The organism is Paenibacillus sp. MER 99-2 (assembly GCF_023714095.1).
GTDB lineage: Bacteria > Bacillota > Bacilli > Paenibacillales > Paenibacillaceae > Paenibacillus.
Genome location: NZ_JAMAUZ010000001.1, coordinates 855586 through 881277, shown reverse-complemented (window position 1 = coordinate 881277; position 25692 = coordinate 855586). Strand labels below are relative to the sequence as shown.

28 protein-coding genes are annotated in these 25692 nt (G+C 45.4%); 2 read left to right on the top strand and 26 right to left on the bottom strand.

Going from position 1 to position 25692, the window contains the following annotated elements:
* Positions 1–2: 2 nt before the first annotated feature.
* The 25 genes from folD to M3636_RS03850 all read right to left on the bottom strand — a co-directional run bounded on the left by folD (position 3) and on the right by M3636_RS03850 (position 22989).
* Positions 3–860 (bottom strand): bifunctional methylenetetrahydrofolate dehydrogenase/methenyltetrahydrofolate cyclohydrolase FolD, encoded by an 858-nt coding sequence (folD, locus tag M3636_RS03970; RefSeq protein ID WP_128102625.1) that lies wholly within the window; start codon positions 858–860, stop codon positions 3–5.
* A gap of 50 nt (positions 861–910) precedes the next feature.
* Positions 911–1363: a transcription antitermination factor NusB gene (nusB, locus tag M3636_RS03965; protein WP_128102626.1), complete on the bottom strand. Its 453-nt coding sequence runs from the start codon at positions 1361–1363 to the stop codon at positions 911–913.
* Positions 1364–1579: 216 nt separating this feature from the next.
* The gene (locus M3636_RS03960) at positions 1580–1813 is read right to left on the bottom strand and encodes a DUF2273 domain-containing protein (protein ID WP_251381322.1); all 234 of its coding nucleotides are present in this window, start codon (positions 1811–1813) and stop codon (positions 1580–1582) included.
* Between the two features lie 14 nt (positions 1814–1827).
* The gene (gene amaP, locus M3636_RS03955; protein WP_128102628.1) at positions 1828–2367 is read right to left on the bottom strand and encodes an alkaline shock response membrane anchor protein AmaP; all 540 of its coding nucleotides are present in this window, start codon (positions 2365–2367) and stop codon (positions 1828–1830) included.
* A 138-nt stretch (positions 2368–2505) separates the two neighbouring features.
* On the bottom strand, positions 2506–2916 hold the full coding sequence (locus M3636_RS03950) for an Asp23/Gls24 family envelope stress response protein (RefSeq protein ID WP_128102629.1): 411 nt from the start codon (positions 2914–2916) through the stop codon (positions 2506–2508).
* 220 nt (positions 2917–3136) lie between these two features.
* A complete protein-coding gene (accC, locus tag M3636_RS03945) occupies positions 3137–4480 on the bottom strand; it encodes an acetyl-CoA carboxylase biotin carboxylase subunit (RefSeq protein WP_251381321.1) in 1344 nt (447 codons plus the stop codon).
* Positions 4481–4535: 55 nt separating this feature from the next.
* Complete coding sequence (accB, locus tag M3636_RS03940; protein WP_145408382.1) at positions 4536–5003, bottom strand: acetyl-CoA carboxylase biotin carboxyl carrier protein; 468 nt, start codon at positions 5001–5003, stop codon at positions 4536–4538.
* 137 nt (positions 5004–5140) lie between these two features.
* Entirely contained in the window at positions 5141–5974 is an 834-nt protein-coding gene (locus tag M3636_RS03935) for a SpoIIIAH-like family protein (RefSeq protein WP_251381320.1), read from the bottom strand.
* 67 nt (positions 5975–6041) lie between these two features.
* Positions 6042–6680, bottom strand: a complete 639-nt coding sequence (spoIIIAG, locus tag M3636_RS03930; RefSeq protein ID WP_251381319.1) for a stage III sporulation protein AG — start codon at positions 6678–6680, stop codon at positions 6042–6044.
* A gap of 15 nt (positions 6681–6695) precedes the next feature.
* Positions 6696–7574 (bottom strand): stage III sporulation protein AF, encoded by an 879-nt coding sequence (spoIIIAF, locus tag M3636_RS03925; protein ID WP_251381318.1) that lies wholly within the window; start codon positions 7572–7574, stop codon positions 6696–6698.
* Between the two features lie 31 nt (positions 7575–7605).
* A complete protein-coding gene (gene spoIIIAE / locus M3636_RS03920) occupies positions 7606–8796 on the bottom strand; it encodes a stage III sporulation protein AE (protein ID WP_128104509.1) in 1191 nt (396 codons plus the stop codon).
* Between the two features lie 20 nt (positions 8797–8816).
* Entirely contained in the window at positions 8817–9206 is a 390-nt protein-coding gene (gene spoIIIAD / locus M3636_RS03915; RefSeq protein ID WP_017687586.1) for a stage III sporulation protein AD, read from the bottom strand.
* Between the two features lie 32 nt (positions 9207–9238).
* Entirely contained in the window at positions 9239–9442 is a 204-nt protein-coding gene (gene spoIIIAC, locus M3636_RS03910; protein ID WP_056696521.1) for a stage III sporulation protein AC, read from the bottom strand.
* 29 nt (positions 9443–9471) lie between these two features.
* Entirely contained in the window at positions 9472–9990 is a 519-nt protein-coding gene (gene spoIIIAB / locus M3636_RS03905) for a stage III sporulation protein SpoIIIAB (protein ID WP_128102634.1), read from the bottom strand.
* Entirely contained in the window at positions 9983–10987 is a 1005-nt protein-coding gene (gene spoIIIAA / locus M3636_RS03900) for a stage III sporulation protein AA (protein ID WP_251381317.1), read from the bottom strand. The genes spoIIIAB and spoIIIAA overlap by 8 nt, the downstream gene beginning before the upstream one ends.
* Before the next feature lie 228 nt (positions 10988–11215).
* Complete coding sequence (locus tag M3636_RS03895; protein WP_251381316.1) at positions 11216–13750, bottom strand: beta-mannosidase; 2535 nt, start codon at positions 13748–13750, stop codon at positions 11216–11218.
* A gap of 48 nt (positions 13751–13798) precedes the next feature.
* The gene (locus M3636_RS03890; protein ID WP_164848737.1) at positions 13799–15088 is read right to left on the bottom strand and encodes an ABC transporter substrate-binding protein; all 1290 of its coding nucleotides are present in this window, start codon (positions 15086–15088) and stop codon (positions 13799–13801) included.
* A gap of 50 nt (positions 15089–15138) precedes the next feature.
* Positions 15139–15972 carry a carbohydrate ABC transporter permease gene (locus M3636_RS03885; protein WP_128102637.1) on the bottom strand — a complete coding sequence of 278 codons (834 nt, stop codon included), beginning with the start codon at positions 15970–15972 and terminating at the stop codon, positions 15139–15141.
* On the bottom strand, positions 15969–16886 hold the full coding sequence (locus M3636_RS03880) for a carbohydrate ABC transporter permease (RefSeq protein ID WP_056696959.1): 918 nt from the start codon (positions 16884–16886) through the stop codon (positions 15969–15971). Before M3636_RS03880 ends, M3636_RS03885 begins: the two co-directional genes overlap by 4 nt.
* Before the next feature lie 250 nt (positions 16887–17136).
* Positions 17137–18186: a LacI family DNA-binding transcriptional regulator gene (locus M3636_RS03875; RefSeq protein WP_251381315.1), complete on the bottom strand. Its 1050-nt coding sequence runs from the start codon at positions 18184–18186 to the stop codon at positions 17137–17139.
* Between the two features lie 272 nt (positions 18187–18458).
* Entirely contained in the window at positions 18459–19712 is a 1254-nt protein-coding gene (locus tag M3636_RS03870) for an aspartate kinase (protein ID WP_251381314.1), read from the bottom strand.
* A 190-nt stretch (positions 19713–19902) separates the two neighbouring features.
* Entirely contained in the window at positions 19903–20460 is a 558-nt protein-coding gene (efp, locus tag M3636_RS03865) for an elongation factor P (RefSeq protein ID WP_056696506.1), read from the bottom strand.
* Positions 20461–20779: 319 nt separating this feature from the next.
* A complete protein-coding gene (locus M3636_RS03860) occupies positions 20780–21853 on the bottom strand; it encodes a M24 family metallopeptidase (RefSeq protein ID WP_128102640.1) in 1074 nt (357 codons plus the stop codon).
* A gap of 39 nt (positions 21854–21892) precedes the next feature.
* Positions 21893–22336: a type II 3-dehydroquinate dehydratase gene (gene aroQ / locus M3636_RS03855; RefSeq protein ID WP_128102641.1), complete on the bottom strand. Its 444-nt coding sequence runs from the start codon at positions 22334–22336 to the stop codon at positions 21893–21895.
* Between the two features lie 77 nt (positions 22337–22413).
* Positions 22414–22989 carry a YqhR family membrane protein gene (locus tag M3636_RS03850; protein ID WP_251381313.1) on the bottom strand — a complete coding sequence of 192 codons (576 nt, stop codon included), beginning with the start codon at positions 22987–22989 and terminating at the stop codon, positions 22414–22416.
* A 237-nt stretch (positions 22990–23226) separates the two neighbouring features.
* Between M3636_RS03850 and M3636_RS03845 the strand changes: the two genes are divergently transcribed.
* Both M3636_RS03845 and M3636_RS03840 read left to right on the top strand, forming a co-directional pair.
* The gene (locus M3636_RS03845; protein ID WP_251381312.1) at positions 23227–24219 is read left to right on the top strand and encodes a DUF1385 domain-containing protein; all 993 of its coding nucleotides are present in this window, start codon (positions 23227–23229) and stop codon (positions 24217–24219) included.
* A gap of 5 nt (positions 24220–24224) precedes the next feature.
* Positions 24225–24560: a hypothetical protein gene (locus tag M3636_RS03840; protein ID WP_128102643.1), complete on the top strand. Its 336-nt coding sequence runs from the start codon at positions 24225–24227 to the stop codon at positions 24558–24560.
* Between the two features lie 89 nt (positions 24561–24649).
* On the opposite strand, the gene M3636_RS03835 is transcribed toward M3636_RS03840, so the two are convergent.
* A complete protein-coding gene (locus M3636_RS03835; protein WP_128102644.1) occupies positions 24650–25651 on the bottom strand; it encodes a patatin-like phospholipase family protein in 1002 nt (333 codons plus the stop codon).
* Positions 25652–25692 lie beyond the last annotated feature (41 nt).

Below are 25692 nucleotides of genomic sequence, written 5' to 3'. Positions count from 1 at the left end.
TCCTATGCCAATTCGTGCGCACGCTTGGCTGCGATTAATGTATTCTGCATCAACATTGTAATCGTCATAGGACCTACGCCGCCTGGAACTGGAGTAATGGGACCAGATACCGTTTTTACACTTTCAAAATCAACATCACCAGCTAGTTTGCCGTTCTCTAGACGGTTCATGCCAACATCAATAACGACTGCACCCGGCTTCACATAATCTGCATCTACAAAATTAGCTCGTCCGATAGCTACCACCAGAATATCAGCCTGGCGTGTAATTTCTTTCATGTTCGCAGTACGTGAATGGCACATGGTCACTGTTGCATTCTCACGTTGAAGAAGCAGGGACACTGGTTTGCCAACGATATTACTACGTCCAATAACAACCGCATGCTTACCTGACATTTCCAGACCTGTGCGTTTAATCAGTTCGATTACACCAGCAGGTGTACATGGAAGCAAGCTATCATCACCAATGACAAGGTTTCCCACGTTAACAGGATGGAAGCCATCCACGTCCTTTTCAACGGAAATTGCATCAATGACCGCTTTCTCTTCAATATGCTTCGGCAGTGGCAGTTGAACCAAAATTCCGTTAATGCTGTCCTGATTGTTCAGCTTGTCCACCAATGCTAGCAGATCCTCTTGAGAGGTGCTTTCATCTAGTCGATGTACTTCGGAATAGAAGCCAAGGTCATGACATGCCTTTTCTTTATTACGCACATAAACTTGGGATGCCGGATCTTCCCCGACGAGCACAACTGCCAGACCAGGCACTACCCCCTGTTCGCTAAGCTGCTTTACTTCTGCTGTTATGCCTGCGCGGATCTCTTGGGACACTTCTTTACCATTAATAATAGTTGCTGTCATTGTACTCTCTCCCTTATGCGAATATATCGTGTGTAATACTGATGCTTGAATTAAGACAATTTTTCTTTGAGCGTATTCACTTCTTGAATCATGCGGCCTAGCACACCATTAACAAACTTACCGGATTCATCCGTACCAAAGTGCTTCGACAGCTCAATCGCTTCATTGACTGCAACTTTAGCTGGAACATCTTCACGGAAGACCATCTCAAAAGCCGCAAGACGCAAAATCTGGCGATCAACACGGGACAGACGACTAATCTGCCAACCTTTAAGGTAATCCACAAGCAATCCATCGATGGCTTCTTTTTGGTTCCATGTTCCTTGCACAATGTCCGTTACATAGGTACGCATCGTATCAGCATCACGAATAACTACATCTGTTTCGTTCTCTTCAGCCGCTTCGTTAATCAACATGTTGACCGCCACAGCCGCACTCACTTCGTTCATTTCCATTTGATATAGACTTTGTACTGCAATTTCCCTTGCTAAACGTCTTTTCATGTCCTGCCTCCTGCAACGCTTACTGTTAAGCGTCATCCTGCTTATTTTATAATCATTCAGGGCATTCATACTCCACGTACAGATAACAAAATGCCCTTGATGAGTTAGTGTTAACCCTTTTCACAAAAAAACCTGCAGTACGTTTCCTCCAAAAAACGGGCATATTAAACTAAGCTCTATTTTCGGAAGAAACCTATTGCAGGGCTCAGATGGTCTTTACTTAAACATACGCCAGCGATCTCCCAGCCATTGTCCCCATTCCCTCCAGGGAATAAAAGATCCAACCTTCGAATCACTTCGTCTGCCTAACGTATAACCGATGAACACCAAAAGTGCAAAGAACAACATATCCCAAAAACCGATCCATACATAAAGAAATCCAAAAAAGATACCAAAGGCAATCCCTAATATTCGGCCTCTGTGACTATCCCATATCTCTCTCCACAGCATCAGTGAAACTCACCTCATTCCACTCGACTCTTGTAGTTAGGCGACTGGGTAACATTGGCAATATATACTGTGACAAAAGAAACCGGAATACCCGTAATCTCCTGTACATGATCATGTATTGCCTTTTGTAGATCGGAAGTCAGTGCAGGGATCGGGCTCTCCCCGTCCACTACTGCACGAATCATAATCTCCAACCCGGACTCCACCACGCGAATGCGTGCTTTTACATCACGAACCCCACGAAAACGCGAAGTCGCCTTCAAACAGAGATTCTCAATCGTCTCCATTGAGATCTGCACATCACCGTATTCTGTACGCTGATCTACAGATGGCAATGAAGCACGTTCACGCCGAACTGAGATATAGAAGAAACGCAAACTCAGGATAAACAAAATCGCTGATGCAACAATTGCTGCAACAATGACGTTCTGTTCCTGCTGGTAATTCAATTCGTAAGGCAGCACTCCACTAATCAGAAGAATAACTGCTGCCGATATTGCTCCAACGCTTATGCTGTATATAAACAACAGAAGCCGATCCAGTATTTTCGCCACGAACTGCACAGCCTCCCTTGCTCACTAACATTGACATCTGTTAATCACCCTTCATCTTCAGTCAGACTTCAGATGAACTCAAGACTTGTCCAAGACGGGATAACCCCCGGCAGTTATGCCGGGGGAATCTGCCCTTTGTTATTTGACGCGCTGTGTGTTCACGTCAATTTCTTCCACTTTCTCAGCGTTCTTGAATTGAACATCGTGAATGTGAACATTAACTTCGTTTACACTCAGTCCTGTCATATTCTCAATCGAACGTTTCACGTTTTGCTGAATTTCAGTAGCCACCTGTGGAAGGCGGTATCCATACTCAATAATAACGGAAACATCTACAGCAGCTTCACGCTGTCCTACTTCGACTTTTACACCTTTGGAAAGGTTTTTGCGACCAAGCAATTCAGCAAATCCGCCTGCGAATCCGCCACTCATGCCAGCTACACCTTTTACTTCGACTGTAGCCAGTCCAGCAATGACTTCAATGACTTCAGGTGCGATCTGGATTTCACCGATATCCGTTCGTTCAAATTCTGTCGGTAATGTACTCATAACTGTTCAACACACCTTTCGCGAGATAAGTTTGCGGCAATCCGTGAGGGCGCAGGTACCGAGGTCTACGACCGTCAGATACCGTTCCGATCCGGCTTTACCGGAACTCCTGCATTTTATCTCCGCAAAGCGGGCTTATCCTTTACAGGAGACATGCGCTCTTATTATTAAATACTATATCATTTGGGCTACATTATGACAAACAAGCCCAATATGCATATTAAATCTCGTTTTCCTCAAGAAATTTAATATCGAAGTCCCCACGAATGAACGTTGGATGCTCCAGCAATTTTTGATGGAACGAGATCGTTGTGGAGATCCCTTCGATTGCAAATTCCGCAAGAGCACGTTTCATTTTGGCTATGGCCTCTTCCCGGTTAGCACCCCACACGATCAATTTTGCGATCATGGAGTCATAGAACGGGGAAATTGTATAACCTGGGTAAGCAGCGCTATCCACGCGTACACCAGGGCCACCCGGTGCCAGATAGAATCCTATCTTACCTGGAGATGGCATGAAATTGCGATCAGGATCTTCAGCATTAATCCGGCATTCGATGGACCAACCTTTGATCACCACATCTTCCTGACGGAATGAAAGTGGATGACCTTCTGCAACCGAGATCATTTCCCGAATTAGATCAACGCCAGTAACCATTTCCGTTACGGGATGCTCTACCTGAATACGTGTGTTCATTTCCATGAAATAGAACTCACCATTTGGGCTGAGTAGGAATTCCAATGTACCTGCTCCAGAATAGTTTACAGCAAGCGCAGCGCGCACTGCAGCGTCTCCCATCAGGGTACGCACTTCTTCGTTTAGGACAGGGCAAGGTGCCTCTTCAACCAGCTTCTGACGGCGACGTTGAACGGAGCAGTCACGCTCACCAAGGTGTACTGCGTTGCCATGCTTGTCCGCGATGATCTGAATTTCAACGTGCTTCATGCCCGTCAAGAATTTTTCGAGATACACGCCAGCATTACCAAACGCCTTCTGTGCTTCTTGCTGAGCTGCCGTAATTTGTTTAACCAGCGACTCTTCATCCTCAGCAATACGAATCCCTTTACCTCCACCACCTGCGGTAGCTTTGATAATGACAGGGTAACCAATATCACGGCTGATCATCACTGCTTCTTCGATGCTTTCGACGAGTCCGTCAGATCCTGGAATAACCGGAACTCCCGCGTCCTTCATCGTTTGCTTCGCAACTGCCTTATCTCCCATTTTGGTAATAGCCTCTGGAGATGGGCCGATAAACGTAATATTGCAAGACTCGCAAATCTCTGCAAAGTCAGCGTTCTCTGCCAAGAATCCATACCCTGGGTGAACGGCGTCACACTCAGTAAGCGTGGCCACACTCATAATGTTGGTAAAATTCAAATAGCTGTCCTTAGACAACGTTGGGCCGATACAATACGCCTCATCCGCTAGACGTACATGCAGTGAATCTTTATCTGCTTCTGAATAAACGGCTACCGTTGAAATACCGACCTCACGGCACGCACGAATAATACGAACCGCAATCTCGCCACGGTTTGCAATCAGTATTTTTTGAAATTTCATTTCGTTATTGTCCTCCTTCGAAGCTCATGCGGTTGCCAATCTCGGGCAATAAACGTTATTCCGGTTTAACCAAGAACAGAGGTTGTCCGTATTCAACAAGCTGTCCATTCTCAACCAGCACTTCAACGATTTCTCCCTTGATGTCAGCATCAAGCTCGTTCATCAGCTTCATCGCTTCAATGATACAAACCGTTGTTTTTTCGGTAACTTTATCACCAGCGCTTACAAAAGGACCTGCTTCCGGAGAAGAAGCTCTGTAAAAAGTACCCACCATCGGAGATACGATTTTATGTAAATGGCTTGTAGTATCGGCTTGTGGTGCAGTTTCAGTAACCACTGCAGCAGGTTGCACCTGTGGAGCAGCAGCAACAACTTGAGGTTGCACAGCAGCAGCTTGAACATATTCCGTTTTACCCGGTTTGCGTATAGAGAGACGTGATCCCTCATTTTCAATTTCCAACTCCTGAACGGAACTTTCATCTACCAGTTTGATCAATTCTTTGATCTCGCTCAATTTAAACATTAGCATTATTCACTCCTTCGGCATCATGCCAGTCTCACTTAGACGGTCATATGGCTTTATGTATTATATCATAATCGTTAAAAATGGAAAGAGCCCGGGACTTTAACAAGCTCCCAGGCCTCTACTCCAGCCCTTCCTTACTGTTCTGTCACATATTGAACACTGATTTTATTCTGTGTGACAGCCAGTTCCTTCATCACCAAATCCACAATGGATACCGCTTGTTTTACATCCAGTTTGTCACTAAGCACTACGACTTTATACTTATCTTCATTTTCTTCGATAATCGCGTTGGAAAATTGCTGGGAGAGGGTCTCTTCAATTCCGTTGATCTTTGCAATTTTCTCTTCCAGGGCACGTACTTGCTCCGTAGCTTTTGCGTTTTCCTCTGGTGTTTTGCTGAGATCTCCAGCGATGGTCATGAGCTCCTCATATTTTTGATTGTTGCTTTCTTCCCGCTGCCATTGATAGTTTTGGAACTGACTGCTAGCCGAAACTGCAGTGTTCTGCTCTTCCATCTCTTTCAGAACTTCCTCATCCGTTTTAGCTGCATTCCCCTCTGTTGCTCCACTTGCATCAGGGCTAGCTGTTGTTCCTTTGTCTGATTCCTTACCTGGCTCACTCTTACCCTCATTTGATTCTGCAGCAGGGGTCTTGCCAGGCTCTGCCGTACCCTTACCTTCGGCAGCAGCTGGATCATTCGTTTCGGCTGTCGTACCTTCCGTTACTGTTGCATCCGTTTCATCAACTTCTCCGCCAGTAACAACTTCGTTCACAACCAAACCTTCTGTTGGATCCAGAATACCTGCTGTCTCTGTCGCCTCATCTTGCTTCATTCCATCCACTTGCTGGCTATCGGCAACTGGAGGATTCACTGGACCCGAGTCTTCTGTAAAGAGGTAATATGCAGACAAAATAACCATTAGACTGAGCATAGACACAAGCCATACCGTTTGGCGTTTGTTATTCATTAATACTTCCTCCTCGAATTAACTTCAATCTTGAGTTAGTTGATTACAATTGGATCATCGATCCTGGTTAGTCCTGCTTGCGCGGTACAACCGAGATACGGTAAGCCGCCACATTTAACCCTTTTTCCACAGCATCGGTAATCAGATCCTTCACAACTTTGTTCTCTGCACCTTTGGCTACAACAAGCACTCCACGAATTTGTGGTTTCAGTTTCTTGGTCACAATCGGTGTCTGATCCCCTGAAATTTCATAAGTAATAATCTCGCCATCCCTGGTGTACTGGGTCATGTGCCTTTTGCCGCCACTGGCATCCGTCTCTTCTGTTAGCTGCTGAGAGTCTTTCACATTGCGCTGAACCACTAATTCCTCCGTTGAATCGACTGTAACCATGACATCGACTGTTCCCACACCAACGATGTTCTCGAGCACACTCTTGATCTTGTCCTCAAATGCCGTCTCGATTGCCTGAAAAGGGTTTGGATCAGTCAAGTCATTCTGCATCGTTGCCATGGATGTGGCTGGATCAGGAGGTTCCCGGCCGATATTTTCCGTATCAATCTGTTTGACGTTAACAAATGAATTGAACAGCATGATGCCAACGCCGATTAACCCCAATATAATGAGCCATCGAAACGTTTGACTACGTCGACCTCCATCTTCGCCGCCGCCCAGCCACACCTCAATTTTTTTAAGCCACTTTCTCACCGCACACCCTCCTTCTTATAACGCCTGCGCGTTCTTTTGTTCTTTTACCTGTACCTGACTCGCATCGATATCCCATTTTTCCGTCAACAGCGCTATAATCTGTACGGCATGCTCCGAGCGTGATGAAGCTGTATCCCCGCCTTGAGGCTGAGTAAGTGTGTCCTGACTACCGGTAACCGGTTCAGCATCCGCATCTACCGTATTTCCATGAACATCTGGCTGCCCTGAAGGGGAGCTAACGGAAGATTGCTCATCCGTCCTCACCTTAATCTGAACCGAAGGAATGTGAATGGTACCAATTTGAATCGGCTCCTGCTTGAATGAGGATTCACCTGTTGCCTGAGCTTGGTCTTGTTCGAACACAGAAGCACTGTCAGCTTCGCCTTCATTACGTTCAGCGTTAATCCCTATTGCCTCCGGCTGACCGCTCATTTCGACCATAACACGTTGGATCACTGGTAAATGTACTGGAGAGGCGACTTCGGATTCCGGTTGAACCTTATCCATCAGGAGCTTCACCTCCACAGACTGAACACGTTCCCCCGTGCTTTGTTCAATCTGGTCTTTCATTACCTTGGCTAACTCTTTCGCTGTCCACGCTAAAGATTGCTCCTGCTCATTCAGCTGAAGACGTTTCCCCTGTGCCAATATCTGCTCCAAGGTGGCATTTCCCTCTGATGGAGATTCCATAGCCGTCATTGCCCTTTTGAGTTCAGCAACTGGATCACTCTTAAGCAACTTGGTTATAGGTGATAGGAGGGTAAGCAGGATAAGGAGGCTCAGCACAAGCTTGACGTAACGCTCCATTGAGCGATTGGGCAGTAACATATCCACAAACGTTGCGAGCAAAACGATCATGATTAATTCCTGAAGCCAGTTGCTCAGCCACCCCATCCTTCTCAGCTCCTTTCTGCGTATTGCACACTCACCTCATCATGACGGTCAGGTTCCCTGCTGTGAGCAGGATGGTGATTGCCAAGAAAAACATAAGTCCGACAGCAGCTAGCGCTGCGAACACGTAAATCATTGATTTTCCAATCGCTTGTAAACATCCAACGATCGGTGTATCACCTAGTGGCTGCATGATTGCTCCAGTAATGTTGTATATGAGTGCAAGGGCTAAAATTTTGAGAGCAGGGAAGGCACACAAAAACAGAATAATGATGACCCCCGTAAGACCAATTGCGTTTTTCACCAGCAGCGAAGCTGTAATGACCGTGTCTGTCGCATCTGCAAATGTCCTGCCTACGACGGGAACAAAGTTGCCTGCGATGTATTTGGCTGCCTTTAAACTGACACCGTCAGCAACAGAGCCTGATGCTCCCTGCACCGAAATTACACCTAGAAACATCGTTAGCAGAATGCCGAGCAAGGCAACGCTGATATTACGTAGTAAGTCTGCAAGCTGTGTAAGCTTGTACTTATCAGACAATGAACTAACAAGATGCAACACCGCTGAGAAGAAAAGTAACGGAAATACCAACATGTGAATTAATGTGCTCACCAGATGAATCATGAAGATAATCAGCGGATGAGTCACCGAGACGGTCACCACATTCCCCATCGACGCTAGTAACGTGAAGAGCAGGGGAACCATCGCCATCATAAAACTCACCATGCCCTCAATGGCGTCCTTGGCATAACCAATGGCTACACTGAAACTGTTGATTGCGATGACGATAATGACCATATAACAGATGGAATAGGCAATCTTGCTTATGTTGTTTTTCTCAAATGCCGTCTGTAATGTCTCCAGAATCATACTCAGTACACTTAACATCACAATAGTCACTAACAATTTGCCGTTATACAAAATTTCATGCAGCATAAACGTTCCAATCGCTATAAAGACCGACTTCAGGCTAAATCCTTCATTGCCCGGAATTAACATATCCATAAAAGAGGGCGTTTTTCCCTCCGGAAAAAATCCACCATATTGCCCCATGAGCTGATCCCAGTACTTCTCCACTTGATCCTTCGGAAGCTGGTCAGCCTGCTGCTGCATCCATTCTCCAGACGGTGCACTTGCGGTAACATGTCCGACCATCGCAAACAGAAAACATAGCATTAGTACAAGAGTAAGGCTCCACTGCGGCTTAAAATGGTTGTATTTCATCAAAGTCCGCATGCCTCCTTCTATACCGGCATTAGTTTCATGACGGTTTCGATAATAATGCTAATAATGGGAATCGCGAGAACCAGGATCAGAACTTTCCCCGCAAGCTCAATTTTGGAAGCAATGCTCTCTTGACCGGCATCCCTCACAATTTGCGCACCGAATTCAGCAATGTAGGCTATACCTATAATTTTCAGTACAGTTTTCAGATAGATGCTTTCCATACCTGAGTTTTCGGCGAGCCGCTTCAACACCTCGATGACCGCGCCAATCTTGCCAATCAGTAGCATAAAAATGACTATGCCTGTAGCGGCAGCGATGAGAAATGCAAACATGGGCTTTTGTTCTTTGATGACAAGAATGAGAACTGTTGCAATCAATGCTAGCCCTACCACTTGAATAATTTCCACAGGTCACCACCATCCTGGCTTCATGACCGTTTTCATTGGAAAAGGAAGATCGATTTGATCTCTTGCAGCAACCCATCTAACATACGAACAACCATGAATAACACAACAACGAATCCGATAACGGTTACCCAGTGCGCCATATCTTCCTTTCCCATTTGTTTCAGCACCGTGTGAATCATTGCAATGATGATTCCGATGCCCGCAATTTGGAAAATTGCGTTCACTTCTAGATTCATGACCTTGGCACCTCACTATCCCGGCAATTTCAGAAGATCAGAATGACGATTAACGCTCCGACAAGCATCCCAAGGCTACGGCTCATTCGTTCATATTTCATTTGGTCAGCCTGTGCACGGGATTCTTCATGCATGAGTTGTTGAATGGCTAGCGAGATATGTTTGGTCTGATCCTGACGGTCGCTGGTGCCAAGACTGAAGCTTAACTGCAACATGACTTCTCGCTCATCTGCTTTCATTGCAGACTTGTTCCACATGTATTCAATGCCAGCCTGAAGACTTTCGCGTGCAGTCTGTCCGTATGGCGGATTCATCTGATGTGCTGCATGGAGAAACAACGACCGTACAGGTTCCTTCGTCTGAGCTCCCATTTTCCCCATCGCATCAGGAAGCGGGGTCAATCCATAATTAATCTCCGTCATCAGTCGTTGCAATGCAGCAATTAATTCCCGTATCTGTCGTGGTCTAAGAGCGAATTGTCTTGCACGGTAGAAGCCAGCCAGTGTGCTTGCAAACAAGATAATGACAGCACCCAGCATGTTAACCAAATGCCTCACCTCCTGCATCTAGTTGCTGTAGACCACGCATTTTCCCATCAGCCAAACGAAAGTTCATCCCTCGGCTCGTCCGCCTAAGTTGTACATAACGCTGAAACATCTGCTCCTGGATAAGTGTTTTTAGCGCTGGCCTAGAAGATAACTCTGCCAGATCCCGCCCATGTGCTGTCGCAATCACCGATACCCCCGAATGCAGTGCCTCCATCACAGCTTCCGCATCCTCTGGACGACCAATCTCGTCCACAATGATTACGTCTGGAGACATGGAGCGAAGCATCATCATCATGCCTTCTGCCTTTGGACATCCATCCATCACATCTGTGCGTGGTCCAACATCAAAACCAGGTACCCCTTTATAACTTCCAGCGATTTCGGAACGCTCATCCACAATGCCTACCTTAAGTCGAGGACGTAGCCCTTGAACGAACTCACTTCCACCCACCAGTCTGCAACCATTGCTTATTTGTCTAGCTAGGTCACGTAACAGTGTCGTCTTGCCTTGTTGTGGAGGGGATAGAATTAACGTATGGAATACCTGTCCGCTTTTCATGTCCAGAAGATAGGGCAGAATGCGATCTGCCACACCATGAACCTCTCGGGCAACCCTTACATTGAATCCATTGATATCGCGTAAGGTTTCCACCCGTCCACCACTTAGAACCGTTCGACCAGCAAGTCCGATCCGGTGTCCTCCGGGAATGGTAATGAATCCTTTACGAAGCTCTTCTTCCAATGTATAGAGAGAGTGATTACTAATTAGATCCAGCAGCCTGTGCGTTACTTCTTTCTGAGGATTGTAAGCTTCTTCAGGCTTAGCTGTCAGACTGCCCTGTGCGGTAAGAAAGTGATAGGTATCTCCAGCATTAATCTCGAGCGGTCTCCCTTCCCGGATACGCACTTCCTCCACTTTCTCTAATACGGTAGGCGGCATTCTCCCTAGAATGGTTCGGATCGGTTCCGGAAAAAGCTCCTTCCAGTTCACTTTCATGAGTAGGCTCCTCCAACCTTGGTTTCAAATTGATCGCGTTGCTGGTGCTTGTTCATATCTCATGTTTATGCCTGTACATCGAATTTATGACGCTGAATCTAGCAATTCTTTTTAACTGCAAAATGAGAGACGTCACTTCTTGCTTCATGTCAAAAAGACGAAATAGGAAAGCATCGTTCATGCTTCCCTGTTTCGGTCTTTTGTCGAATTATTATAGATACTCATGAATTATCTTGTTAGTGTAACGGGTACCTCATCCGCATTTAATGCTGATACGGTGATATGTTGGTATTTGAGTGCTTCTCCATCTGCCTGACGTATATCAATGGTTCGCTGCTCCCCTGGAAGCAGATCAAAATAGTTATCACTCATGCGCACATTACCTTGCGGGATCAGAATCTGAACCATTCTAGCTACCGCATCATTTGCCTGCACAAGCAATTGCTGGGTTTCTTCATTATATGAAGCGTGAATACTGCTCAGGCTAAGCTGTACATCTTTTGCATCACGTAAATAATAAACGTTATCTAGGCACTCCCATGCAGGCGCAGACAACTTCAGCACCGCCTGTTCTGGAGATAGGTCTTTCAACACTTCCTGTTCGTCCCACTCCCCCAGTTTTACGACGCCATTAGCTTCCACCTGTGCATGCAGCTCCATACGATGAATGGATTGACCCTGCATATCATAAACCTCAAGAATCACCAGTCCATTAAGAGAAGATAAGTGATCATTAATCACCCACACCTCCAACAACTCGCCGGGTTCATGGTTCAGACTTAATAGTAATGGATGATAAAATTTACGCGCATAATAATAGGACGCTTTTGGTAGCAACTCATAATCAATTAACGACCAACTCGTTCCAGGCCAACTGTCGCCGTGCTGCCAGATTAAGGAACCACTTGTGCGCGTTTTGTTGCGCCGATAATGCTCAATTCCATATTTCAAGCCGTCAGCCTGAGTCAACATCGAAAACTGGATATACTCATCTAGATTTTGGGGTACTCCTGTGAATCCTTCCATGAGCAAAATGCCCTTCTGATGGTTCGTATCCTTGTTACGATAAGCCATCTCTACGCTTCCCCAATAGAATTGATCCTTTGGAATGTTTCGTTCCAACGTATACTTCGTGGCAGAGGCATGCATACCAAACTCACTGCTGAATAACGTGAAATCATTTTTATAGTTTTTGAACGTGACACCCTCCACACTGTAATCTAGCAAAGGCACCTCGCCAAATTTACGTGGATAGACGGAACCATGCCACACTTGCCAGTTGTGACGATCCCCATGATTCGGATCATTCGCATCATTGCCGCCATAAGGGGAAGAAGGCCAGTATTGGCGAGCAGGGTCAAGCTGTTCTAGCAATTCTGGTAAAATCTCATGATAGATCGTTTCACCGTAAAAAGGTGTCGTAATCTCTCCTGATGACGATTTCATATCGTACAGCCAGTCGATCTCGTTATTTCCGCACCATAAAGCAAGTGACGCATGATTGCGCAGCCTTTGAATGTTGCAGATGGCTTCCTGCCGAACATTTTCCACAAAATCAGCATTGTAATCAGGGAAAAGCGCGTTGGCAAAAGCAAAGTCCTGCCATACTAATAACCCAAGCTCATCACAAAGATCGTAGAAGACGTCTTTTTCATATATGCCTCCTGCCCAGATTCGCAGCATGTTCATATTAGCTTCTACGCCCAACATGATCAGATGTTTGTACCGAGAGTCAGGAGCCGCTCCAATCAGATTATCTACTGGAATCCAATTCGATCCTTTGGCAAACAACTTTACACCATTGATATGAAAAGCAAACGCAGGCTGTCCCTGATCATCTTCCAGCACCAGTTCCACGGTTCGAATTCCAATTCGTTGTTCTCTCCGATCTACCTCCACGCCGTCTGCAAGCAATACCGTTTCCAGTTGATAGAGGTAAGGTTTACCCAGATCATGCGTCCACCACAATTGTGGCTGCGATACCTGAAGATCGAATCCAACCTTACCACGTAGGAACTCACCCTCCGCATGAGCCACAACCTGCTGATCCGCATCAAGTAAACGAGCACGATAGGTCAGATGGCCACATCCGCGATACTTTTTCGCTTCAAGCTCAACTTTAATGTCCGCCTGCTGGTTGTCACACTGCTTCGTATATGCATATACCCCTTCCAATTTGGCTTGCACATGACGCTCCAGTCTAACCTTACCCCAGATCCCTACGGTTACGATGCGTGGCCCCCAGTCCCAGCCGTAATTCATCGCTGCCTTCCGAATCCATGGGCGTTCCTTTGTGTATGAAGACCACTGCATCAGTGCTTTATCTCTGTGATAGAGGTAGAGTGGGTCAAAGCGGACAGCAATCGTATTTTTGCCTTGGCGTATAACGCGGGAGACATCATACACGTACGTTCGGTGCATATTACTGGCCGTTCCAATCTCAAGACCATTCACATAAACCGTAGCATGAGTATCTAACCCTTCGAAAATCAGTTCCCAGCGCTCCTGTTGGGTTGGATCGGCATCCATCTGAAAACGTGTGCGATACCACCACTCCTTCTGCTCCACCCAGCGCGAATTGATGTCGTTATGCCCATAATACGGATGATCAATTAGCTTGCGTTCGATCAGAGTGGAATGTACATCACCCGGCACACTCGCACTAATCCAGAAACGGTCATCCAAATCTGCATCTGCAATGGTCAGCGGCGGTTTCTCGTCCACTTCATATTGCTGAATTCTCCAATTATCATGTAGTAGCATGGTTTCTGCCTCCATCTCAATCATTCAAATTCCATCCAATGAGTTTATTTATTTTATTTTGCTTTCGGCCTGTTTACCTTTCTCCACCAATACATCATAAGCTGCATCCAGTGTCACTTGACCAAACATAACGCTCTCCATCTCTGACTTATACGTTGCTGTAAAATCTTCAGCACCAGCAGGCGCAGGATAGAAAGGCAATGCCTTCGGTTTGGCAACATCAAGCAAATCTTTCCCGAAACGTTCTCCAGCCGTAAGATTAGATTCAAGTGAAGCGTACACTTCATCATCAATCGGAATACCACGTGTCATCCCCAAAATTTTGCCTGCTTCTGGATCAGATATGAACCACTTGATAAATTCCTTCGCTTGCTCCACATTTTTGGAATTCGCACTTACAGAGAAGAAAATCGTTGACTGAGCCCAGCCACCTCCGCTTTCGCCAATAGGATTGCTGTTCACTGCTAGCTGACCTGGTTTGAGTGCTTCGATTGCACTCGCCGATCCGACCGATGCTGTGCGAAGCATGACTTTACCAGAACCCAGCGAGTCGAGCTGTGGATCATTCTCTTTAAAAGCTAGCTGCTGATCTGCGGGCGGTACAACGCCTTCTTTTTGAAATTCAGCATAGATATTGTTAAATTCGAAAAAGGTATCTTTATCCAGATTGAACTTTCCATCTTGGAAAATGGGCCCTTTGCCTTTGGCAGTCTGATAAAATTGATAGAATTCCCAGATGTTGCGCATGTCGTCGATCGGATATTTATCCTCTGGCAGCTTGCTCCGTGCTTCTTTGGCATAAGCAAAGAAATCATCCCAAGTCCAGTTGTTAAAAGGTAATTTGATCCCGTATTGCTCAAGTGTCACTTTGTCATAGACCAATCCTGCACCATTGTAGCTCAAAGGCACTCCATATACCTTGCCATCAATCTTGATATTCTCCAGCACCTTCTCATCCACAATGCCACTCAAGTCCAGATCAGACAGATCAGCCAATTGCCCCCGTTTGGCATAGCCCTGAATATAAGCCGCATCCATCTGCAGAATATCTGGGAGAGAGGACGAGGCCGCAAGGGTAGGAAGCTTCTGCCAGTATCCATCCCATGATGTAAATTCTGTGGTGAGTTTGACATCCGTATGGTTCGAAGTGTACAGTTCAATTGCCTTTTTGGTCGCTTCGTGCCGAGCATCCGAGCCCCACCACATCATTTTGAGTGTGCCTGAACCTTGACCCCCACTTGCGCCCGAATTGGAACCTCCTGCACAGCCTGTCACCATTACTGCAGCCAGCACACCGATCGTCAAAGTCTTTAGCCAACGTTTACCTTTGATCACCATTGAATGACACTCCCTTGTATGTGAAGTTATGTGATACCTGTCATCAAAAATCAACCTTTGATCCCTGTTGTCGCGATACCTTCCACAAAATGCTTTTGAGCTACAAAAAAGACGATTGCCGAAGGGATAACGGACAGTAAAGACATCGCGAGCAATTGACCCCACTGCACCTCAAACTGATCAATAAACATCCGCAGCCCAAGCCCCACCGTAAACTTTTCTACCGAATTGAGATATAGCAATTGTGAGAAGAAGTCGTCCCAGCTCCACAAAAAGGTGAAGATCGCTACTGTCACGAGTGCAGGCTTGATTAGCGGAGCAATAATACGGAAGAAAATTCCGTAAACGGAGGCTCCATCAATCTGCGCCGCTTCATCCAGTTCGCGTGGAATACCACGAATGAACTGCACGATCAGGAATATGAAGAAAGCGCCGCCCCCGAAAAAATGTGGCAATATGAGCGGAACATAACTATCCACCAAACCAAGTTTGTTAAACAAAATGTACTGAGGCACAACGGTGACTTGCGAAGGCAGCATCATCGTGAGAAGCAGCACCGAAAACCAGAAGTTACGAAACCGGAAATTCAATCGACCGAAACCATATCCGACAAGGGCCGCTGTTACGACACCGCCTAGTACATTCCAAAACTCCATCATTAACGTATTGGCAAAAAAACGAGCAAACGTAAAATCAGACGTAAAGTTCCAGCCGTTGCTGTAGTTCTCCCATAACCAGGTCGTTGGCCATAATGACGGAGAGGATAGCTCTGTTGTGCTTTTGAAGGAGGCTCCAATCCACCATAACACCGGGTAAATCATGAGCAGTGAAAATGGAATCAGAATAAGGTGTGCCTTCCATGTCTTCTGACTGCTAGTTATCATTTTGATTTACCTCCCTCGGATTCATAGAACACCCAGTATTTCGACACGATGAAATTCAGTGCTGTGAAGACACCGATAATGACAAGCAGAATCCATGCCAGCGCTGAAGCGTAACCCATCTGAAACTGCTTGAACGCTTTGTCATAGAGGAACAATACATACATGTAGGTAGAGTTCGCCGGGCCTCCAGCGGTAATAACAAAAGCTGACGTAAACATCTGGAACGAGTTAATAATGCCGAGGACTAGATTGAAGAACATAACCGGAGACAGCATAGGGATCGTGATAGAGAAAAATTTACGAATACTGCTGGCTCCATCCACCGAGGCGGATTCATATAAATCTTTAGGGATTTGCTTCAATCCCGCTAGAAAAATAACCATGGTTGATCCGAACTGCCAGGCATTCAGCAATATTAGCGTACCCAGTGCTGTATTCGGATTGGATATCCAACCGATTCCGGTAATACCGAACCAGCCAAGTACGTGGTTAATGTAACCATCCATGCCGAACATGTTTCGCCACAACGCGGACACTGCAATACTGCCTCCGATCAAAGAAGGAAAGTAAATCGCTGTCCGGTAAACATTCATGCCCTTAATATCCTTGTTCAGCAAAATCGCAACCATCAGGGAGAAGAAAAGTTTAATCGGTACCGCCAGTAGCACAAATACGAATGTAACTGTAAGCGATTTCAAAAATAGCTTGTCGGATTGTAAAATTTCGCTATAGTTGCGCGTACCTACCCATGTTGGTGAATCTAAGAGAGAGTAGTCTGTGAACGAAAGATAGAACGATTGCAGAATCGGCCACAGCGTTAATAGCAGAAAACCAATCAGCCAAGGCGAGATAAACACATAACCAGCCACATTCTGCTGGTAGATCCAGCCGATTCCCCGCTTTTTGCCGAACATAGCATTACCCCGTTTCCATTGTAGTCTGTCAGCGTGAAACGCTGTATCTGAGTACATCATATTCATTATCTGAGTATTCTGTCAACTAAATTATCTATATTATTATGTTTACAAAATATTAATAGGTTTACTTTAAGCGTTTACATAGATAAATAGTACGAATATCTCTCATTTGACAGACATTCATTCCATATCAAATAGGCTATCCTTTACATTCGCCACGTAATGGATAACCTTATAGGGTTGTATGTTAGACTACGCTATCAATGCTGCCTTTGATCATTAACTCACCTTGAATGAGTCTCTTCTCATATGGCATTCCGATATGCTTCAGCCTCCATTGCATGATCTCAACTGCCTGAACTCCAAGCGCCTCTGTCTCTGCATTCACAGTACATAATTCAGGATATTGCGCCTGAACATCTGGATCATTATCAAAAGCAACCACCGAAATATCGGTAGGAATTCGTTTACCTTGTCTCTCCAGTTCAGCCATGCATAATGAAGCCACCTTATCATTAGCACATACAATCGCAGTAGTCGAAGAGGCCTCTATCAACTGTTGCATTGCTGTGCGGATCAGCTCCAGATTTTCCGGGTGATGCGTCGGCCTGATCTGTAACAACTCTTTGTGCGGCGTGTAAGGTATGCCATTTTCATCAAGAATCGCCTTGAACCCACTCCAACGATCAGCAAAACTCCGAGCATACGACCAGTCTCCTATAAACTGAATATGTCGATGGCCTTTACCAATCAGAAACTTCGTCAGCTTACGATAGATATCATAATTGTTCATAAACACCGTATCTGAAGCGACCAATTCATCCTCGTGATCGATGATGACAAAAGGAATACCGAGTGAGCGTAACTCAACCAGCATAGCTGTATCGATGAGTCCGATCCCAATGATGCCCAGTAACGCCTCGGGTCGCATAAGTTTGTTAAAATTATGAGGACTGTCGTCCGTAATGAGTACCGATGAAATCCCGTGCTCTTCTAAACCGCGAAACACCCCTTCAAGCACGCGCCCCCAATAAAAAGATTCACGATTTTGACTACGGATATTGGGAAAAAGTATTCCGATCATGCGCTCTTCTTCCTCGGTCTGCGTCTTCGGAGCCATCGTGCGTCTGGTTAGTTGTTGATCCAAATAACCCAGATTCGAAGCCACCTCAAATATGCGTTCACGTGTTGCCGTACTGATGCCTGCTTTGCCAGATAACGCTTTTGATACTGCATATTTGGATACACCAACCCTATCCGCAATTTCTTGCATCGTTACTTTTTTCTTTTTGTCCAACGCTACTCCACCCCGCCTCTTCTAAAAGGTTTACAAAACGATTTTGTAAACCAAACTAACACGTTTACATCATAACAAAAGAGAAGCATGCTGTATAGGAATGATGTCCTCGTTCCTAAGACTCATCGGGAGTCACAATGTTGATGAAGGCGACATAACGCATTTATACGAACCAAAAAAGGCTAATCGAAATGAGCTTCGATTAACCTTTTCTTATGCCTATAGGTCTATGTCCATACTGACAAGACTCCTAGACAAAATCGTTTATTTAATTATCGACGAACTTGCGGTCCACCAATGACAGCTTGCTCCGCTGTATCGAGATCATACGCTGTGTGCAACGCTTTGATTACATCATGCAGCTTCTCTCCATCGATGACACAGGAGACTTTAATTTCGGATGTGCTCACCATCTTGATGCTCACACCTTCACCAGAGATCACTTTGAACATCTTCGCAGCTACGCCTGGATGGCTAACCATACCTGCGCCTACGATCGACACTTTAACCAAGTTCTCTTCAGATGTCACTTCACGGTATGGTAACCGGCTGTGAAGGCTCTCAATGACATGCAAAGCGTTCTCACGATCAGACAGCGCAACGGAGAAGGAGAAGTCTGCTTTTCCATCCATTACACCACTTTGCACGATGATATCAACGTCAAGCTGCTCAGATGCCAAAGCACCGAACACCTCTGCCAGAACTCCTGGGACATCTGGAACACCCAAAATGCTGATGCGAGCTACGTTTTTGTCATATGCAATACCACTAACCACTACACCTTGTTCCATTGTTGCTTCCTCCTTCACAACCGTTCCTTCATTATGGTTAAAGCTGGATCTTACAATCAAAGGTACACCGGAATGTTTCGCGTACTCAACTGCACGCGGGTGCAATACGGCTGCGCCCAGATTTGCTAATTCCAGCATTTCGTCATACGAAATTTCTTTCAGCTTACGCGCAACTTTTACGATCCTTGGATCGGTGGAATAAATTCCATCCACATCCGTATAGATCTCGCACGCATCCGCTTGAATAGCTGCCGCCAGCGCTACGGCCGTTGTGTCCGAACCGCCCCGACCTAGTGTGGTGATCTCTCCGTCTTCTGTCATCCCTTGGAAACCTGCAACGATAACAATATTACCGTCTTCAAGTGCTCTTAACACACGCTCAGGCTGAATATCGCTAATACGTGCTTTGCCATGAACTGGCTCTGTGCGGAAACCAGCTTGCCAGCCTGTAAACGACACAGCTTTGCGTCCAAGCGCTTGAATAGCCATGGATAACAAAGAGATTGAGATCTGTTCTCCAGTCGTAAGAAGCATATCCATCTCACGTGCTGGTAACTCACTATTCAATTGTTTTGCTTGATCAATCAAATCATCGGTTGTATCTCCCATTGCCGAAACGACAACTACACACTGATGGCCTTCATCCATTTTCTCTACAACACGTCCAGCTACACGTTTCATACGCTCCGTGTCTCCGACCGAGCTGCCCCCAAATTTCATGACGTACAATGACAACGCAAATCCACTCCCTACCTTGTGCAGTATGCATAATTGATGTCCATCGCCATTATTCTCTCCGAAGAATGACTTTAACCCAGTATATTACGAAAGCGTCTGATAGGCTAATCTTTTTTCGAAAAAACCCTTTGCCAAACGAATGGCAAAGGGTTGATCTGACCGTTTATTATCTTACAGTCATTGAAAGTTACGCACGGGAAGAGTATTTACCTTCACGTGTATCGATCAGGAGAACGTCACCTTCGTTAATGAACAAAGGAACTTGTACATTCAATCCTGTTTCTACTTTCGCATTTTTGGTAGCACCTTGTGCAGTGTTACCTTTAACGCTTGGCTCTGTTTCGATAACTTTCAACTCAACGCTTGTTGGCAAGTCGATCCCGAGGATTTCGCCTTGGTAGCTAACGATTTTTACATTCATGTTTTCTTTCAGGAAGTTCAATTCCCACTCCAGTTGGTCACTAGTCAACGTGAACTGGTCATATGTTTCGTTATCCATGAACGTGTGCTCTGCACCACTTGCATACAGATAGGAAACGCCACGGTTTTCAATGATTGCACGGCCAATTGTTTCACCTGCACGGAATGTTTTTTCAACCGTGTTACCATTACGCAAGTTTTTCAATTTGGAACGTACAAAGGCAGCGCCTTTACCTGGTTTAACGTGTTGGAAATCAAGCACGGTATAGATATCGTTATCTACTTGTACAGTCAAGCCTGTTTTAAAATCGTTTACTGAAATCACAAAGATCCCTCCTGATATAGTTGAAAAGTAGGTGATATAGGACAATACGTTGATTGAAGGTGGGGAATCTTCTGATTCGCAGCAATTTACTGCTGAGACCGTTCCAGAGTCGGATCGTTCTTCCGATCGCTGTTGTCTCCCCATTTTTATTGATTAGACTATTAAAAGGTTAAAAATAAGGAGACAAAGGCGAACGCTGGCGCTTCTTTAGAATCGATTCCGTCTCTTCCACTACTTCGCAATATATTCCTCACCATTCAGGAGATAATCTCCCACCTTCTAAATCAAAACATGTCCTTTATCACCGGTGGATAGTCATTTAGCCGATAACGGTAAATTTCTTATCCGATTTTGTTAAAATATGAATGCCTGTCTCTGTGATAACCACATCGTCCTCGATGCGTACACCGCCAAGACCGTCGATATAAATACCCGGTTCAACAGTTACAACCATGCCCGGTTTCAATACATCGTCGCTAAGCTTGGACAAACGAGGAGATTCATGAACTTCCATACCCAAGCCATGGCCTGTGCTGTGTCCGAACTGATCTCCGTATCCGTAGCCTGCAATGATATCACGTGCCAGTGCATCGGCTTCGCGTCCGGTCATGCCTGGTTTCAGGTTCTCCAGCGTATGTAACTGGGCTTCCAGTACAATATCATAGATTTTACGCAACTCAGGTACCGGTGTACCTGTTGCGATGGTACGTGTCAGGTCTGAACAGTACCCATCCAGCAGCGCACCAAAGTCAAACGTAATCAATTCGTTCTGTCCAATGACCTTCTCACTTGCTACCCCGTGAGGCATTGCAGAACGTTCACCTGAGGCAACGATCGTATCAAACGATGAGGAAGTCGCACCATGCTTACGCATGAAGAACTCCATCTCCAAATCGACCTCACGCTCAGTCATGCCCGGTTTCGCAAACTGTAAAACGTGGCTGAACGTAGCATCTGCCAAATCTGCTGCTCTTTGCATTACAGCGATTTCATCTTCGTCCTTGAACATGCGAAGTTGTTCCACAATACCGGATACAGCTTTCAGTTCAGCAGGGTGAAGTGTTTCAGCATAAGATGCATGCGTACCAAATGTCACGCTATCCTGCTCAAAGCCAACTTCTTTGATGTTTGCGGAAAGCAGCAGTTCACGCACGGAATCCATCGGTTTTGGTCCGTGTTCCACAACGGTAAATCCTTTGGCTTGTAGAGGTGCCTGTGTCATATAGCGGAAATCAGTCAGCAAGTATGCTTCCTGTTCCGTAATAAGCACGTATCCCGCTGAACCCGTAAAGTTCGTCATGTAACGACGATTAATCGGATTAGTAATCAGCATAGCCGTGAGTTCACGCTCGCGCATAGCCTCACGTAACTTATTCACTCGTTTGTTTTCCATCGGTAACCCTTCTTTCTCTCACATTCCCGGGTTCCCGGCTCAGGTTTGTTTGTCCAGATGACGCACAAGAGCCAGCAATCCCAGTTCATAGCTTACTTCGCCAAATCCGGCAATCTGCCCGATCGTTTCTGCAGCAATTACTGAATGATGTCTGAACGCTTCGCGTGCATGAATGTTGGATAGATGAACTTCCACAGTAGGGACTTTTACTGCATTAATCGCATCCCGTATAGCATAGCTGTAATGAGTAAAGGCTCCGGCATTCAGCATGATTCCGTCGTCTTCCCCCATCGCTGCATGAATACGATCAATGATGTCCCCTTCGTGATTAGATTGATAAAAAGTGATGGAGACGCCCAGCTCTTCAGCCTGTCTGCGAATTTTGTCTTCAATATCCTTCAGACTAAGCGTTCCATAGATGCCAGGTTCACGTATACCTAGCATGTTTAGGTTCGGACCATTGATCACAACAATTCGTTTCATAGCTGCTCCATCCTCTCTGCAAATAACCATCTGCTATTTTAACACAGCCATTGCCCGATTGAGAAGCTTTTTTGCGGCTATGCTCCTGCTTTCTCTGGCTCACGCTTACGCTCGTCTGTGTACTCCATGGCTACTGTATAACCGATGAAGAGTCCCCACAGCAGAAAGAAACAGAACTCAGTGATGATTGTATCCCAGGTTAATTCATTCTGTGGCTTCACCATATGCACTTTGGGCCCAACCAGCACAAAGATAATGAGCCACCAGAAGATTCCGTAAATCATACCGGGGAATGGCCCTTTCAATTTGCGAATTGTGAAGGTATAAAGTACAGACGCTAGGATCGAAAACGCAATAAAAAATAACCATCCTGTTAGATGCCCTGCCATGGAATACACGAATTCATGTTTGAAAAAAGGCTCTGCCAAAAAACCTAAAGGTACAATCGTAAAATGGATGACATAAAACAGTAAATATATTGCCCCCCATATAAATCCCGCAAAAAATCCTAATTCCACAGCAAATGGAAACGGCTTGGTCAAGTAATGTGCTTCTCCTTGTTTTGGCTTTCCACGCCCCTTTCGCTCTGCTGAATTTTTACTCTCCGATATTTGGTCTTTCCGATGACCCCGATCTTCTGTGTGTTCTGTCATATGTTGAGCTCCTTCCAATTTACTTGTTCTTCATCAATACAAGGTTGGTATACCTTCTGCAAAGCTTCGATTCACACAAATTGTTTATCGGGTAGTATGTTCCATTCTGACCAAACTTAACAACATCCAGCACAGATTGTCCTGCAAACTAGAAATTGCTCTCAAAATTCGATACAATAGGGTTATTAAACCGCCTTCTACCATGAAGGTATAGAACAGAATAGGAAGGTGAGTAATTTGCCTCAACAATCCAAGCCTGTCAGCTATGGGGGGCAAGCTGTCATTGAAGGCGTAATGTTTGGTGGGAAACACGTCAATGTTACGGCTGTGCGAAGAAAAGACGGCGAGATCACGTATTTAGAAGTTCCCAAGCAAGACAAGTCCTGGGTCATGAAATTGCGGCGGATTCCGTTACTGCGCGGGATTGTCAGCATTATAGATTCTAGCGTTAAGGGCAGCAAACACCTGAATTACTCTGCTGACGCATATGCTGATGATGAACTGGAACCGGAAGAAAAAGCTAAACAAAAAGAAAAAGAAGGCTCTGGCTGGAGCCTGAGCATGATTATTGGAGTAACCGCAGTAGCCATACTTTCATTCTTATTCGGAAAGATTGTACTCACCCTGCTACCGGTAGTCATTGAGAATTTTCTTTTCAAGAATGCATTCGACAATCAGTTTTTGCATAATTTACTGGAAGGCGGCATTAAGCTGATTCTGTTGCTTGCCTATCTATGGTTAATTTCACAGACACCTATGATTAAACGTTTGTTCCAATACCACGGTGCGGAGCATAAAGTAATCAGTGCTTATGAAGCGGGTGAGGAACTCACGCCAGAAAATGTGCAAAAATATAGCCGACTGCACTATCGTTGCGGCAGTAGCTTCATCATGTTGACGGTGATTATTGGTGTATTCCTGTACTCCCTTTTCACGTATGACAACCTATGGGAACGAATGGGTCAACGGTTGATTTTGCTACCACTTGTACTTGGCATTTCCTTCGAATTGCTGAAGATCACCAATTCTGTTCGTGATATCCCATTCTTGCGCTATCTCGGATATCCGGGGTTGTGGCTACAGTTGCTAACAACGAAAGAGCCTACGAACGAACAGGTTGAAGTATCCATCGCCTCATTCAATCGTATGCGTGAGTTGGATGCAAAACTTGCAAATGCTTCTGCAGTATCAGAAATTCCTGTTGCATCACTTGATCCTGTGAAAGGGTGATTGATATGAATAAGCAGGCAGTCTTATTTTGGACGTTCATCACACTTGCTGCTATTGGAGCATTAGCTTTTTTAAGCAGCGGTGGAATCTCCCGAATTGTTATACCTCTAATTGTGTTAGGCGGAATATTCCTGCTGTATAAGTATCCTCCTAAGCGTTGGAGACGTAAATCTACGCCTAAGGTTAAACCATCGGTACGTACGATGGCCAAAGTTAATGCACAACAAAACAGTAACAAAAAGAGTAGTAGCGGATCTTCCAAGAAACGTAAAGATTATCCGTTCCAAGTCATTCAAGGTCAAAAGGGTAAAAGTGATGAAGATATCCCTAAATTTCACTAACTTTGAATAAAGTAAACACCAATAACAGCAACTCTCCTTCGTGAGAATTGCTGTTTTTTTGGGTATTTCATATGAACATTCAAATCTTCTCATACAGGTATCAAAGGTAGTGATTCGGTTTGTTTTTTTCGAAGTTCTTTGCGTTGCTTATTTAATTGTTCGTCATATATTTTTGTGTTCCACCCACTAAAAAACTCTGTGCCTGCTGCTACCCCGGATAAATATAACGCTGTGCTATCCTGTGCTGAGAGGTGAAACTGTGTTGGTTTAATGCCTAGCGTTGGTATTTTGACCGTACGGAAACGATTAATCTGTTCGATATATCGCTCATCATGAGCGGTAAGCATCGTCTCTACCAATGCCTGAAGCATGCTGAGCGGCCCTCTAATTCGTGCTGACTTCCCTTCAGTCTTGCCAACCATTTTAAAACCAACTACAGGAATCGGTTCACCCGTTCGATCTGAGCGTTCCCCATCAAATAACCACAACGGAAAATTACTGAGCAACCCACCATCCACCACATACACAAACTGATCGGAAAAACGCATGCCCTTGGACAATATAGGGGATCTACGAATGACAACTGGATCAAAAAAGTAAGGAATGCTACAGCTCATACGAACAGCTTTGGCTACCTCAAGCTTGCTGGGATCTATGCCAAAGCGTCCAATATCGTCAGGTAAAACCAGTATCGTACCGTTCGTAATATCCGATGCGGTAATAAGTAATTTGCCTTTGGGAAGATCCGCAAAGGTTCGAATCCCTTTTTGCTTCAGCATATTTCGGATCCATTCTTCGAGTGCTTCACCAGAGTAGAGCCCCTTCTTCAGAAACAATCTTGCCGCAGGTCCGATCCAGCGTGCATCAAATATAGGAGAACGACGTAACAATGAAGCAAATGGCGTATTCTCAATAATACTCTTCATCTCTTCCGCTCGATATCCTGCAGCGATCAGAGCTGCCACAATTGAGCCTGAGGACGTACCTGCCACGCGATGGAACTCCATATCGTTATCCTGCGCTGCTTGCACTGCACCCGCAAGTGAAATCCCTTTAACGCCTCCACCTTCAAACACCGCATTAATTAACATGCTAAATACCCCCGTTCTCCAGACAGCCATGTTTCTACTGC